Annotated in this window: 13 protein-coding genes; 8 read left to right on the top strand and 5 right to left on the bottom strand. The window is 71.8% G+C overall.

All coding sequences use genetic code 11. From position 1 onward, the window contains the following. Positions 1-50: 50 nt before the first annotated feature. Entirely contained in the window at positions 51-731 is a 681-nt protein-coding gene (gene phoU, locus ACWDVG_RS04340; protein ID WP_451696018.1) for a phosphate signaling complex protein PhoU, read from the bottom strand. Positions 732-995: 264 nt separating this feature from the next. Between phoU and ACWDVG_RS04335 the strand changes: the two genes are divergently transcribed. Both ACWDVG_RS04335 and ACWDVG_RS04330 read left to right on the top strand, forming a co-directional pair. Next, on the top strand, positions 996-2,228 hold the full coding sequence (locus ACWDVG_RS04335; RefSeq protein ID WP_451696015.1) for a sensor histidine kinase: 1,233 nt from the start codon (positions 996-998) through the stop codon (positions 2,226-2,228). After that, positions 2,225-2,905, top strand: coding sequence for a response regulator transcription factor (locus tag ACWDVG_RS04330; RefSeq protein WP_188271409.1), 681 nt, complete (start codon positions 2,225-2,227; stop codon positions 2,903-2,905). The genes ACWDVG_RS04335 and ACWDVG_RS04330 overlap by 4 nt, the downstream gene beginning before the upstream one ends. 173 nt (positions 2,906-3,078) lie before the next feature. Here the strand turns inward: ACWDVG_RS04330 and ACWDVG_RS04325 are convergent, their stop codons facing one another. Next, positions 3,079-3,723, bottom strand: coding sequence for a DUF461 domain-containing protein (locus tag ACWDVG_RS04325; protein WP_451696012.1), 645 nt, complete (start codon positions 3,721-3,723; stop codon positions 3,079-3,081). A gap of 636 nt (positions 3,724-4,359) precedes the next feature. On the opposite strand from ACWDVG_RS04325, the gene ACWDVG_RS04320 reads away from it, so the two are divergent. The 6 genes from ACWDVG_RS04320 (at position 4,360) to ACWDVG_RS04295 (ending at position 10,809) form a co-directional block, all read left to right on the top strand. Beyond that, complete coding sequence (locus tag ACWDVG_RS04320) at positions 4,360-4,842, top strand: CarD family transcriptional regulator (RefSeq protein WP_003953493.1); 483 nt, start codon at positions 4,360-4,362, stop codon at positions 4,840-4,842. 355 nt (positions 4,843-5,197) lie between these two features. Then, positions 5,198-5,947 (top strand): 2-C-methyl-D-erythritol 4-phosphate cytidylyltransferase, encoded by a 750-nt coding sequence (ispD, locus tag ACWDVG_RS04315; protein ID WP_451696010.1) that lies wholly within the window; start codon positions 5,198-5,200, stop codon positions 5,945-5,947. Then, a complete protein-coding gene (gene ispF, locus ACWDVG_RS04310; RefSeq protein ID WP_451696008.1) occupies positions 5,937-6,482 on the top strand; it encodes a 2-C-methyl-D-erythritol 2,4-cyclodiphosphate synthase in 546 nt (181 codons plus the stop codon). Before ispD ends, ispF begins: the two co-directional genes overlap by 11 nt. Before the next feature lie 81 nt (positions 6,483-6,563). Beyond that, positions 6,564-7,961, top strand: coding sequence for a cysteine--tRNA ligase (gene cysS, locus ACWDVG_RS04305; RefSeq protein WP_451696006.1), 1,398 nt, complete (start codon positions 6,564-6,566; stop codon positions 7,959-7,961). 83 nt (positions 7,962-8,044) lie between these two features. Next, positions 8,045-9,001 carry a 23S rRNA (guanosine(2251)-2'-O)-methyltransferase RlmB gene (rlmB, locus tag ACWDVG_RS04300; RefSeq protein ID WP_451696004.1) on the top strand — a complete coding sequence of 319 codons (957 nt, stop codon included), beginning with the start codon at positions 8,045-8,047 and terminating at the stop codon, positions 8,999-9,001. Between the two features lie 233 nt (positions 9,002-9,234). Further along, a complete protein-coding gene (locus ACWDVG_RS04295) occupies positions 9,235-10,809 on the top strand; it encodes a DoxX family membrane protein (RefSeq protein ID WP_451696002.1) in 1,575 nt (524 codons plus the stop codon). Between the two features lie 107 nt (positions 10,810-10,916). Here the strand turns inward: ACWDVG_RS04295 and ACWDVG_RS04290 are convergent, their stop codons facing one another. The 3 genes from ACWDVG_RS04290 to ACWDVG_RS04280 all read right to left on the bottom strand — a co-directional run bounded on the left by ACWDVG_RS04290 (position 10,917) and on the right by ACWDVG_RS04280 (position 13,435). Then, positions 10,917-11,633 (bottom strand): nucleotidyltransferase family protein, encoded by a 717-nt coding sequence (locus tag ACWDVG_RS04290; protein WP_451696000.1) that lies wholly within the window; start codon positions 11,631-11,633, stop codon positions 10,917-10,919. 37 nt (positions 11,634-11,670) lie between these two features. Further along, positions 11,671-12,084 (bottom strand): hypothetical protein, encoded by a 414-nt coding sequence (locus ACWDVG_RS04285; protein ID WP_451695998.1) that lies wholly within the window; start codon positions 12,082-12,084, stop codon positions 11,671-11,673. Positions 12,085-12,337: 253 nt separating this feature from the next. After that, the gene (locus ACWDVG_RS04280) at positions 12,338-13,435 is read right to left on the bottom strand and encodes an ABC transporter ATP-binding protein (protein ID WP_451695996.1); all 1,098 of its coding nucleotides are present in this window, start codon (positions 13,433-13,435) and stop codon (positions 12,338-12,340) included. Positions 13,436-13,455 lie beyond the last annotated feature (20 nt).

The raw sequence follows: 13,455 nt of genomic DNA, 5'->3' as shown, positions 1-13,455 counted from the left end.
CGGTGTGCGGTGACGCGCCGACGGATCCAACGGCCGACGCGACGCGGTGGCTACGCGCCCTCCACCGGGGTGTCCGACTGCTGGAGCTCGTCCGCGTGCTCACCCGTCACCAGGTACACCACACGCTTCGCCACCGACACCGCGTGGTCCGCGAACCGCTCGTAGTAACGGCCCAGCAGCGTCACGTCGACCGCCGTCTCGATGCCGTGCCGCCAGCGGTCGTCCATCAGGTGCTGGAACAGCGTCCGGTGCAGCAGGTCCATCTCGTCGTCGTCCTGCTCCAGCTGGAGCGCCAGGTCGACGTCCTTCGTGATGATGACCTCCGCCGCCTTCGCCATCAGGCGCTGCGCCAGCTGACCCATCTGCAGGATGGTGGCGTGCAGGTCGTTCGGCACGGCCCGGTCCGGGAACCGCAGCCGCGCCAGCTTCGCCACGTGCTGCGCCAGGTCGCCGGAGCGCTCCAGGTCGGCGCTCATGCGCAGCGAGGTGACCACGATCCGCAGGTCCGTCGCCACCGGCTGCTGCCGGGCGAGCAGAGCTATCGCCCGCGCCTCCAGGTCGTGCTGGAGGTCGTCGACCTTCTGGTCCGCGGCGATCACGCTCTCCGCGAGCTTCAGGTCCGCGTCGAGCATCGCGGTCGTGGCGCGCCCGATCGCCGACCCGACGAGTCGGGCCATCTCGACCAGGCCCTCGCCGATCGAGTCAAGTTCCTCGTGGTACGCGTCCCGCATCGATGTCCCTCTCTCACAAACGGTTCGGGGTCCGGGTGGGGCTCGGACCCCCACGCTCCCACGTTCGGCCCCCTGTGCGTCGGGCTCCACCCGCTGACATGAACCCGCACTTTCGCCGAGGTGAACTCTGGGCGACCCGGCGGGCGGCCCCCGACGGGGCAAGTGAACCCGCACGGTCCCCACGGTGAACTCTGAGCGACGAGTGTTCGAGCAGCCACTCGGACGGCTGGGAGAGTGTCCGTACGGCCGCATAACCTGGATGGCATGGACGTGAACGCGGCGGTCGCCGCATTGGCAGCGATCGCCGGAGTGTGCACCGGCGTGATCGCCATGCTGGCGTTCCGCTGGAGCGAGCGCGACCAGGCGCGGCCCACCCGAACCTCCCTGCACACCGACGCCGTGCTCCCGCCCGGCGTCGACACCGTGCTCTCCGTGCTGCGCTCCTCCGCGGTCGTTCTCGACGAGAGCGACTCGGTGGTCAAGGCCAGCTCGGCCGCGTACGCCCTCGGCCTCGTCCGGGGCGGGAAGCTGGCCGTCGAGCCCATGCTCAACATGGCCCGCGACACCCGCCGCGACGGCGAGATACGCCAGGTCGAGCTGGACCTGCCCCGGCGCGGCAGCGGACGCGCCGAGGCCCTCGCGGTCTCGGCCCGGGTCGCCCCGCTGGGCTCGCGGCTCGTGCTGCTCCTGGTCGAGGACCTCACCGAGGCCCGCCGCATCGAAGCGGTACGGCGCGACTTCGTCGCCAACGTGAGCCATGAGCTCAAGACTCCCGTCGGCGCGCTCTCCCTGCTCTCCGAGGCGGTCATGGACGCCTCGGACGACCCCGAGGCGGTCACCCGTTTCGCCGGCCGCATGCAGATCGAGGCGACCCGCCTGACCAACCTGGTCCAGGAGCTCATCGACCTCTCGCGGGTGCAGAACGACGACCCGCTGGAGGACTCCGAGCCGGTCTCCGTGGACGAGCTGGTCGCCGAGGCGATCGACCGCTCCCGGCAGCCCGCCTCCACCAAGCAGATCACGATGGTCTCCGGCGGCGCCGCCGACCTGTACGTCTGGGGCAGCCGCGGCCAGCTGGCCGCCGCCCTCGGCAACCTCGTCGAGAACGCCGTCAACTACTCACCGGCCCGTACGCGGGTGGGCATCGCCGCCCGCCGCGTCGCGGCACCCGGCGGGGACCTGATCGAGATCGCCGTGACCGACCAGGGCATCGGCATCTCGGAGAAGGACCGCGAGCGCATCTTCGAGCGCTTCTACCGCGTCGACCCCGCCCGCTCCCGCGCCACCGGCGGCACGGGGCTCGGCCTGGCCATCGTCAAGCACGTGGCCGCGTCGCACGGCGGCGAGGTCACCGTCTGGAGCACCGAGGGTCAGGGCTCCACCTTCACCCTGCGGCTGCCCGAGGCGGGCGCCGTCCGGGACCGCCGGTCCTCCGCCTCCTCCCCCACCCCTGATCTCATGACCGAACCGCTCACCGCCCCGGAGGTCCTTCCGTGACCCGAGTGCTTGTCGTCGAGGATGAGGAATCCTTCAGCGACGCCCTGTCGTACATGCTCCGCAAGGAGGGCTTCGAGGTCGCCGTCGCGGCGACCGGGCCCGACGGCCTCGACGAGTTCGAGCGCAACGGAGCCGACCTCGTCCTCCTCGACCTGATGCTTCCGGGGCTGCCCGGCACCGAGGTGTGCCGCCAGCTGCGCGGCCGCTCCAACGTCCCGGTCATCATGGTGACCGCCAAGGACAGCGAGATCGACAAGGTCGTCGGCCTGGAGATAGGAGCCGACGACTACGTCACGAAGCCCTTCTCCTCGCGGGAGCTGGTCGCCCGCATCCGCGCGGTCCTGCGCCGCCGCGGCGAGCCGGAGGAGGTCACCCCGGCGGCCCTGGAGGCCGGCCCGGTCCGCATGGACGTCGACCGCCACGTGGTGACGGTCGGCGGCGGCAAGGTCGACCTGCCGCTGAAGGAGTTCGACCTCCTGGAGATGCTGCTCCGCAACGCGGGCCGGGTCCTGACCCGCATGCAGCTCATCGACCGGGTCTGGGGCGCGGACTACGTCGGCGACACCAAGACCCTCGACGTCCACGTCAAGCGTCTGCGCGCCAAGATCGAGCCGGACCCGGGCGCCCCGCGCTACCTGGTGACGGTCCGCGGCCTGGGCTACAAGTTCGAGCCGTAGGCCGTAAGCCGGACGCCGACGCCGGACGCCGTCGGCTGGACCGCGACCGCGAGGCCGCGTGCGCTGCCGCCGGTCGTACGCGTCCGTGGGCGTCCGTGCGCGTTCGTGCGCCGCGCCCGTACGCGTGAAGGGGCGCCCCCCGGCCGGGGGGCGCCCCTTCACGTACGTCTGCGTCAGTGGCCCGACGCGTGGCTCGCCTCGCCCGACGGGGAGGCGTCGCCGCCGTGGCCCGCGTCCGCGCCGTGCTCGCCGCCCTCGGGGGCCGAGGCGGAGGCGGACGGCGTGGCGCCCGGAGGGGCCGGGACCTCGCTCGGGCCGAAGCCCTCGTAGTAGCTGGTCGACGGGACGACGAAGGCGCTCAGGGCGACGTCACCGGTCTTGCTGAGCTTGAAGACGACCTTCTGCGCGTCGCCGTTCTTGCCGGCCTCGTGGCCGTTCTCGATCACGGCGGTGGCGTTGCCCTCGCCGCCGATGACCACGGAGCCGCCCGCGGGGACGGTGATCGGGCCGCTGCCCGAGGCCGCCTTGAGCGTCACGGTCGCGGTCGTGCCCGGCAGGGTGATCGCGTCGAGGGTCTGCGGGGCGCGGCCGTTGTTGAAGACCGTCGCCGAGACGACGGCCGGGCCCTTCACGCCGTGCGTCGGCTGGGTGATGACGAGCGCGTTCTGGATCTTGACGTCGTCGACCGTGACGGCGGCGTTGTCCGGCCGGATCCCGAGCGTCTGGGCGTCGTTGCCCGCGCCACAGGCGGACAGCGCGGCGATCGAGAACACGATGGCGGTGGCGGCGAGGGCGCCGCGTCGAAGGCTGCGGCTCACGGCGGCGGCAACTCCTAGGACGTACGGAACGGGCTGAGGAACTGTGGAACTGTGGAACTAAGGACCAGCTAAAGGTGTGTCAGCGGCCTTAGGTTACCGAGCCGCCCTCTCCCGCCCGCACCCGACCCGCCCCTAACGGGCCGCGAGGGCCTGGGCCCGGGTCGGCGCCCCTTCCCGCCCGGCGTCGTCGTGCGCGGACGCGCGTGGCCGGAACACGCCGCATTGACCTGCCGTTCACATAACCGCCTTGATCAATTCGGTGGCCCTCGGCGCATTCCGCCCCCGCCGCAACCGAAAAAGACCGGCCGGTTACCCGCTGATCAATTCGGGAATCGCGCCGACGTGCATCCGTACGGGTGGACGATCCTCGAACGGAGTACGTGAAGAAGGCCACTCCGAAGGGGACAAACCGGGGCATCGTCCCTCTGTGCGAGGGCTCCCGGTGCCTGTAACGTGTGCGTTTCTCTCTGTCCACGCAGCCGCTCCCACCTGCGAATACCGCCTTCCGGAAGCCCTCCGCAGCATGCGGGCGACGCACTTGTCAAGCCCCGAGATATGCCCTGACCTGCGAAAACGCCATTCAGAAGAAGCTGTATCCGTGTTACCCTGGATAGCCACGGAAGGGGTACCTGTCACATGACGTTCAAGGTTGGCGACACCGTGGTCTATCCCCATCACGGGGCCGCGCTGATCGAGGCCATCGAAACTCGCCAGATCAAAGGCGTGGACAAGACCTACTTGGTGCTCAAGGTCGCGCAGGGCGACCTGACGGTTCGTGTGCCGGCGGACAATGCGGAGTTCGTCGGTGTTCGCGACGTGGTCGGTCAGGACGGGCTGGACCGGGTCTTCGAGGTGCTGCGTGCGCCGTACGCCGAAGAGCCGACGAACTGGTCCCGTCGCTACAAGGCAAATCTCGAGAAGCTCGCCTCTGGCGATGTCATCAAGGTCGCCGAAGTAGTCCGCGACCTGTGGCGCCGGGAGCGGGAGCGCGGTCTCTCCGCAGGTGAGAAGCGCATGCTCGCCAAGGCGCGACAGATCCTGGTCAGCGAGCTGGCGCTCGCGGAGAACACCAACGAGGACAAGGCCGAGGCCCTCCTCGACGAGGTCCTCGCGTCCTGAGCCCCGGCTCGGGCTCCGATCCACGCGAGACCACGTGATGCCAAGCGATGCCGTGGTGCCCGTCGGCGTGCTGTGATCCACACAGCGCGGTTGCGGGCACTGCGGCATGTTGGCGTTCGGCCTGAATGTCCGCGGAACGCGCTCGTGCCGTACGCACGTCGTCCAGCGCGCGTGGCGCGTACGCCGAAGAAACCCGCACCCCCTGTACTGCTCACTGCTTCACGTCGAACCCCTGTGCCCACGCGGCAACGCCTCGACCGTCGTCACGGAAAGGGCCCGGTCAAGGCGTCGCGTCCGGCACGGTGAGTGCCATACCCATGTCGGCCGCGGAAACAAACCTGCCGGAGTGCAACCGATGACAGACGAAGCGCGTCCCCGTCGTACCGCCGTGGTGATCCCGGCCGCCGGACGGGGCGTACGCCTCGGTCCGGGCGCCCCCAAGGCGCTGCGCGCGCTGAGCGGCACCCCCATGCTCGTCCACGCCGTCCGCGCGATGGCCGCCTCCCGCGCGGTCTCGCTCGTCGTCGTGGTCGCGCCCCCCGACGGAGCCGCCGAGGTCAAGAACCTCCTCGACGCCCACGCCCTGCCCGAGCGGACCGACTACCTCGTCGTCCCCGGCGGCGACACCCGCCAGGAGTCCGTCCGCCTCGGCCTCGACGCGCTCCCCGAGGGCGTCGACACCGTCCTGGTCCACGACGCGGCCCGCCCCCTCGTCCCCGTCGACACCGTCGACGCGGTCATCGAGGCCGTACGGGACGGGGCCGTCGCCGTCGTCCCCGCGCTGCCCGTCGCCGACACGGTCAAGGAGGTCGAGCCGGCCGAGAAGCCCGGCGACCCCGAGCAGGTCGTCGCCACCCCCGTCCGGGCCCGGCTCCGCGCCGTCCAGACCCCCCAGGGCTTCGACCGCGACACCCTCGTCAACGCCCACGCCACCATCGCCCTCACCGGTGAGGGCGCCACCGACGACGCCGGCATGGTCGAGCGGCTCGGCGCGCCCGTCGCCGTCGTGCCCGGCCACGAGGAGGCGTTCAAGGTGACCCGTCCCCTCGACCTCGTCCTCGCCGAGGCCGTACTCGCCCGCAGGAGGGCCAACGATGGCTTCTGACCAGCCGCAGCCCCAGCCGGAGCACCAGCCCCAGCCGCCCCTGATCCCGCTCGTCGGCATCGGCACCGACGTCCACGCCTTTGAGCAGGGCCGCGAGCTCTGGTGCGCCGGGCTCCTCTGGGAGGACGAGGAGTACGGGCTCGCCGGGCACTCCGACGGTGACGTCGCCGCCCACGCCGCCTGCGACGCCCTCTTCTCCGCCGCCGGCCTCGGCGACCTCGGCGCCCACTTCGGCACCTCCCGGCCCGAGTGGTCCGGCGCCGCCGGCGTCACCCTGCTCGCCGAGGCCGCCCGGATCGTCCGCGCCGAGGGGTACGAGATCGGGAACATCGCCGTCCAGGTCGTCGGGGTCCGCCCCAAGATCGGCAAGCGCCGCGACGAGGCCCAGAAGGCGCTGAGCGCGGCGGCCGGCGCGCCCGTCTCCGTCTCCGGCACCACCACCGACGGGCTCGGCCTGACCGGCCGCGCCGAGGGCCTCGCCGCCCTCGCGACCGCCCTCGTCTACCCGGTGAGACCGCCCTCGTCCACCCCGTGACGCCCCGGACCCGGTGAAAATCCTGCCCCGCGACAAGGAATCGGTCGCGGGGCACCACCGCACGCCCACTACCCTGGAGTGGTGACTATTCGCCTGTACGACACCAGCGCCCGGCAGATCCGCGACTTCACCCCGCTCACACCGGGCTGCGTCTCGATCTACCTCTGTGGCGCCACCGTCCAGGCGGCCCCGCACATCGGGCACATCCGCTCCGGTCTGAACTTCGACATCATGCGCCGCTGGTTCGAGTACCGCGGCTACGACGTCACCTTCGTCCGCAACGTCACCGACATCGACGACAAGATCATCCGGAAGGGCGCCGAGCAGAACCGCCCCTGGTGGTCCATCGGCTACGAGAACGAGCGCGCCTTCAACTCCGGCTACGAGGCCCTCGGTTGCCTCCCGCCCACCTACGAGCCGCGCGCCACCGGCCACGTCCCCGAGATGGTCGAGATGATGCGCGGCCTCATCGAGCGCGGCCACGCCTACGAGGCCGACGGCAGCGTCTACTTCGACGTGCGCTCCTTCCCGGGCTACCTGGAGCTGTCCAACCAGGACATCGACGACCTCCGCCAGCCCGACGAGGGCGTCTCCGGCAAGCGCGACCCCCGCGACTTCGCCATGTGGAAGGCGACCAAGTCCGGCGAGCCGGACTGGGAGACCCCCTGGGGCCGCGGCCGTCCCGGCTGGCACCTGGAGTGCTCGGCCATGGCCCACAAGTACCTGGGCTCCGCCTTCGACATCCACGGCGGCGGCCTCGACCTGATCTTCCCGCACCACGAGAACGAGATCGCCCAGGCCAAGGCCTTCGGCGACGACTTCGCCCAGTACTGGGTGCACAACGCCTGGGTCACCATGAGCGGCGAGAAGATGTCGAAGTCGCTCGGCAACAGCGTGCTCGTCTCGGAGATGGTCAAGGCCTGGCGTCCCATCGTCCTGCGCTACTACCTGGGCACCCCGCACTACCGCTCGATGATCGAGTACAGCGAGGAGTCCCTGCGCGAGGCCGAGTCGGCCTTCGCCCGCATCGAGGGCTTCGTCCAGCGCGCCACCGAGAAGGCCGGGCGGACCGTCGCCCCCGCCACCGAGGTGCCGCCGGCCTTCGCCGAGGCCATGGACGACGACCTGGGCGTCCCGCACGCGCTCGCGATCATCCACACCACCGTCCGCCAGGGCAACAGCGCCCTCGCCGCGGACGACAAGGACGAGGCCATCGCCCGCCTCGCCGAGGTCCGCGCCATGCTCGGCGTCCTCGGCCTGGACCCGCTCGACCCGCACTGGGCCGAGGAGTCCGGCGGCGGCGACGAGCTCCACGGCGTCGTCGACACCCTCGTACGTCTCGTGCTCCAGCAGCGCGAGTCGGCGCGCGAGCGCAAGGACTGGGCGACCGCGGACGCGATCCGCGACCAGCTCACCCAGTCCGGCCTCGCCATCGAGGACAGCCCCGACGGCCCCCGCTGGACGCTGGGCAACCGCTGATGACGTGCCGCTCGGGACCCCGGGCGGCACACTTCAGTTACAGACTTCCGTACGCACGCAGGTAGAGGGAACAGGTAAGAGTCATGGCCGGGAACAGCCAGCGCAGGAACCGCCGCACGTCCAACAAGAAGGGCGCGACGGTCGGCAGCGGTGGCAAGCGACGCCGCGGCCTGGAAGGCAAGGGCCCGACGCCCAAGGCCGAGGACCGCAAGGGCCACAAGGCGTACCGCGTCTCCAACGCGATGGCCAGGAACGCGGCCAAGCGCAAGCCCGTCGTCCGCCGCGGCGGCAAGGGCCAGTCCGAGATGGTCGTCGGCCGCAACCCGGTCTTCGAGGCGCTCCGCGACGGCGTGCCCGCGACCACCCTCTACGTCCAGCAGTTCATCGACAACGACGAGCGCGTGCGCGAGGCCCTCAACCTCGCCACCGGCCGCGGCAACATCCACATCATGGAGGCGCCGCGCCCCGAGCTCGACCGGATGACGAACGGCCTGAACCACCAGGGCCTCGTCCTCCAGGTCCCGCCGTACGAGTACGCGCACCCCGAGGACCTCGCCGCGGCCGCCTTCGACGACCAGGAGGACCCGCTGATCGTCGCCCTCGACGGCGTCACCGACCCGCGCAACCTCGGCGCCGTCGTCCGGTCCGTCTCCGCCTTCGGCGGCCACGGCGTCGTCGTCCCCGAGCGCCGCGCCGCCGGCATGACCGCCGGCGCCTGGAAGACCTCGGCCGGCACCGCCGCCCGCACCCCGGTCGCCCGCGCCACCAACCTGACGCGCTGCCTGGAGCAGTACCAGAAGGCCGGTCTGACGGTCGTCGGCCTCTCCGCCGACGGCGACACCGAGGTCCACGAGCTGGAGGCGCTCGAAGGCCCGGTCGTCATCGTCGTCGGTTCCGAGGGCAAGGGCCTGTCCCGCCTCGTCGGCGAGACCTGCGACTTCCTCGTCCGCATCCCGATGCCGGGCGGCGCCGAGTCGCTGAACGCCGGTGTCGCCGCCGGTGTCGTCCTCTACGAGGCGGCCCGCCGCCGCATGGCCTGAGACTCCGCACGGCCTGAGACTCCGCACGGCCTGACGCCGCACGGCTCGAGACTCCGCGCGGCCTGAGGCTCCGCAGAGCCTGAGGCCTCTGAAGGGCCGTCCCCGCGGGGGCGGCCCACCGGCAGGCTTCGGCCACTCCGCACCACCCGGCCCCGGCCGTAGCGTGATCTTGACGGGTCTCGGACATTTACCGGCCGTCAAAGCAGTGTCCTAAACCCAGATCACTCGGTTAGATGAGTGTGGACACCAGAACGCCCCGGCCGGGGTTCGACGATCAGCCCGCGCTGAGCATGGTCAAGGTGGATTCCGATCCCGCCCAGGTGATCGTGAACCACGCCAGCTTCCGTGTGCGGCTCGCGCCGGCCCAACAGCCGAAGTTCGCCGCAGGCCCCCGCACCGCCACGCTGTCCGGAGCACCCGCCGGCGCCGGCGCCCCCCGCCGTCGTCCCGTCGTCTGGACCGGCAAGTCCTCGCCCGGCGCGACCGGACTCCTCCAGGCGGTGCGCGAGTCCTCCGCCACGGCCGGCGCCGTCACCACCCTGGAGCCGACCACCCAGGCGATCCCGCGGATCGACGACACGATGCCCACCCCGGTCGTGCCCGCCGACGCCGCCGCGCCCCTCCTGCCGCCCATGCGGCGCGCCGAGGGCGCCTACGACGAGCTGTACGAACTCCGGCCGGAGGCCCCGGAACCGTACGACGACGAGACGGGCGACCGCGCCTCCGCCGCCGGACAGCGCCACGGCGCCGACCCCGTCCGCCACGCCTACTACCCGGGCCGCCGGATGAACCTCGGCGTGGTGCTCCTCCCGCTCCGCGTCTTCCTCGGCTTCATCTCCATCTACGCGGGCATGGGCAAGCTCTGCGACCCCGTCTACTTCGACGGCGGCGAGCGCGGCTCCATGGTCAAGTGGCTCAACTCGCTGCACCCCTGGGCGCTCGCCGAGCCGCTGCGCGACTTCGCCCTCCAGCACCCCGTCGGCGCCGGACTCACCGTCGCCTTCCTCCAGGTCGTCGTCGGCGTCCTCACCGTCTTCGGCCTCTGGCAGCGCGTCGCGGGCGTCGTCGGCGCCCTGCTCTCCGCCGCGCTCATCCTCACCGTCAGCTGGAAGAGCGTCCCGGTCTACGACTCGGCCGACATCATCTTCCTCGCCGCCTGGTCCCCGCTGATCATCGCCGGCGCCCCCGTCTACTCCCTCGACGGCCGCCTCGCCGGCGAGGCCTGGCGGACCCTCGGCCCCCGCGCCGAACTCTGGGACCTGCGCCGCCGCGTCCTGCGCCGCGGCACGCTCCTCGCCTCCGTCGTCGTCGGCCTCACCCTCCTCGTCGGCTCCGTCCTCGGCGGCGCGGTCCGCTCCACGGAGATGGTCACCGTCCCGGGCCCCAACGACGACCCGATCAACCACCTGCCCGGCCGCCCGCTCCCCACCGAGCCGCGGCGCGGCACCCCGTCCACCACGCCCACCACCCGGCCGACGCCCTCCGCGACCCCGGAGGACGCCCCCGAGGAGCGCACGGAGACCGAGGAGACGACGACCGAGCCGTCCGAGACGACCCGGGAGGCCACCCGCACCGAGGAGCGGCGCCCCACCTCGACCGACAGCAGCACGGGCGGCACCAGCAGCCGTACCCCCACCGAGTCCCGGCCGGCGCCCCCGCCGACCACCAGCGACTCCCCGAGCTCGACGAGCGGCGGCTCCGGCGGCGGCGGTTCGACCGGCTCCACCGGCTCGACGGGCGAGGAGACCCCGACGGAGAGCTCGACCACGGGCGGCGCCCGGAACCCGATCGGCGGCCTGCTCGGCTGACGGCAGGACGAGGAGGGGCGGCACCCGCGGATCGGGTGCCGCCCCTCCTCGTACGCGTACGGCCTTCTCGTACGTGTACGGCCTTCCCGTACGCGTACGGGGAGGGCTCAGCCGCCCTGGGTGGACAGCTCCTTCGCGGCCTCGGTCAGGTCCTTGGCGGTGTCGATGGCCCGCCAGTACGCCCCCTGGGGCAGCGGGAAGCCCGCCAGGCGGCGCTCGCGGGCGAGGCGGGGGAAGGTGGTCCGCTCGTGGTCGCCGAGGTCCGGAAGCAGCTCGGTGAAGGCGGCGGAGAAGACGTACACGCCGGCGTTGATGAGGAACGGCGACGGCGGCGCCTCGACGAAGTCGGTGATGTGCCCGAAGGTGTCGGTCTCGACGGCGCCCCACGGGATGCGCGGCCGGGCCAGGGCGAGGGTGGCGGTGGCGTCCCGCTCGGCGTGGAAGGCGGCCATCTCGCGCAGCGAGAACCGGGTCCAGATGTCGCCGTTCGTCGCGTACCAGGGCTGGTCGGGCGCGGGCAGGTGCGCGGCGGCGTACTTGAGGCCGCCGCCACGGCCCAGCGGCTCCGACTCGACGACCGTCGTCACCTTCAGCGGGAGATCGGCGTCGGCCAGCCACTCCTGGAGGACCTCGGCGAGATGGCCGCAGGAGACGACGGCGTCCGTGACGCCCTCGGCGGCCAGCCAGGAAAGCTGATGGCCGATGATCGGGGTCCCGGTACCCGGGATCTCGACCATCGGCTTGGGGCGGTCATCGGTGTAGGGGCGCAGCCGGGAGCCCTGGCCGCCCGCCAGGACCACGGCCTGCGTCGGAGTGGAGTGCATACGGGGAACCATAGGCTCCCCGCCTGCGGGTCGGCGTTCAGCTCGCGCGCATGACGCCGGTCGCGTACGAGGTGTCGCAGACCGGGCGGGAGAAGGACTGGGCGCGGGAGGGGCCGTAGTGCTCGACGGCGGCGCGGCCGAGGGCGCGGGCGATCGACATGCAGTGCTTGGCGAGCGACGGCCGGTTCTCCACCTCGCGCTGGAGGTGGGTGAGGGCGACACCGGGGTCCTTCTCCTGAAGCTCTGCGAGGAGCTGGTCGCGGAGAATGTCCTGCGGGGCACGGGACTTGGCCGGCGTCGAGACCTCCGCGGAGGAAGCCGTCAGCATCTGGGTCGTGGGGTCCTGGCCGGCCCACGGAACGGCGGACACCGCGAGCGTTCCCGAGAGCACCAGGACGACGGGCAGGACGAGGGCGAGAGAGCGGCCGATACGGCGGGCAGTGTGCGTCACGCAGGCGAGCGTAGCGGGCGGTAGTGATATGGCGACATTTAGTCACTCTCGCGGGGGATGGTTCGAGGCGGCTTTTCGAATCCCGTGTTGACGCGGGTGGGCGCGGCGGGCCCGGAATGCCGGGGTTTCGCGGGGTAAACCACGAGTACGGCGCCGCTACGGCGAACGGCCCCGCATCCGGCGTGGATGCGGGGCCGTTCGGCCACCGTTTCGGGTGCCTGGGCGCCTGGGCCGTGGTTCCGGCTCCGGGGCGTCAGTCGCTGAGGCGCTCGCCCGTGGAGGTCGAGAAGACGTGCAGCTCGCCGGCGCGCGGGACGACGTGCAGCGTGGAGCCCTTCGCGGGCACGTCACGGCCGCCGACGCGGACCACCAGGTCCTTGTCCTCGCCGCCGACGCGGGTGGAGCCGTACACGAAGCCGTCCGAGCCGAGCTCCTCGACGACGTTGACCGTCACGGCCAGGCCGTCCTTGCTCGTCGCGCCCGAGACGTCGAAGTGCTCGGGGCGGACGCCGACCGTCACCGTGGTGTCGCCCTTGGCGGACGCGGCGGCGATGGCCTCGCGGGAGACGGGGACGATGCTGTTGCCGAACTTCACGCCGCCGTCGGTGATCGGGACCTCGACCAGGTTCATGGCCGGGGAGCCGATGAAGCCGGCGACGAAGAGGTTGGCGGGCCGGTCGTACATGTTGCGCGGGGAGTCGACCTGCTGGAGCAGGCCGTCCTTCAGCACGGCGACGCGGTCGCCCATGGTGAGGGCCTCGGTCTGGTCGTGGGTGACGTACACCGTGGTGATGCCCAGACGGCGCTGGAGGCTCGCGATCTGCGTACGCGTCGAGACGCGCAGCTTCGCGTCGAGGTTCGACAGGGGCTCGTCCATGAGGAACACCTGCGGCTCGCGCACGATGGCGCGACCCATGGCGACACGCTGGCGCTGACCACCGGAGAGCGCCTTCGGCTTCCGGTCCAGGTACTCGGTGAGGTCGAGGATCTTCGCGGCCTCCTCGACCTTCGCGCGGATCTCGGCCTTGTTGACGCCGGCGATCTTGAGCGCGAAGCCCATGTTGTCGGCGACGGTCATGTGCGGGTACAGCGCGTAGTTCTGGAACACCATGGCGATGTCCCGGTCCTTCGGCGGCAGGTGGGTGACGTCGCGGTCACCGATGCGGATGGAGCCGCCGTTGACGTCCTCCAGACCGGCGAGCATGCGCAGCGAGGTCGACTTGCCGCAGCCGGAGGGCCCGACGAGGACGAGGAACTCGCCGTCGGCGATCTCGATGTCGAGCTGGTCGACGGAGGGCTTGGTGGCGCCCGGGTAGACCCGGGTGGCCTTGTCGAAAGTGACGGAAGCCATGGTGATGTGTCCCTTCACCG

The sequence above is a fragment of the Streptomyces sp. NPDC003327 genome, from assembly GCF_053589515.1.
This window is presented reverse-complemented; position numbering and strand designations above follow the sequence as displayed.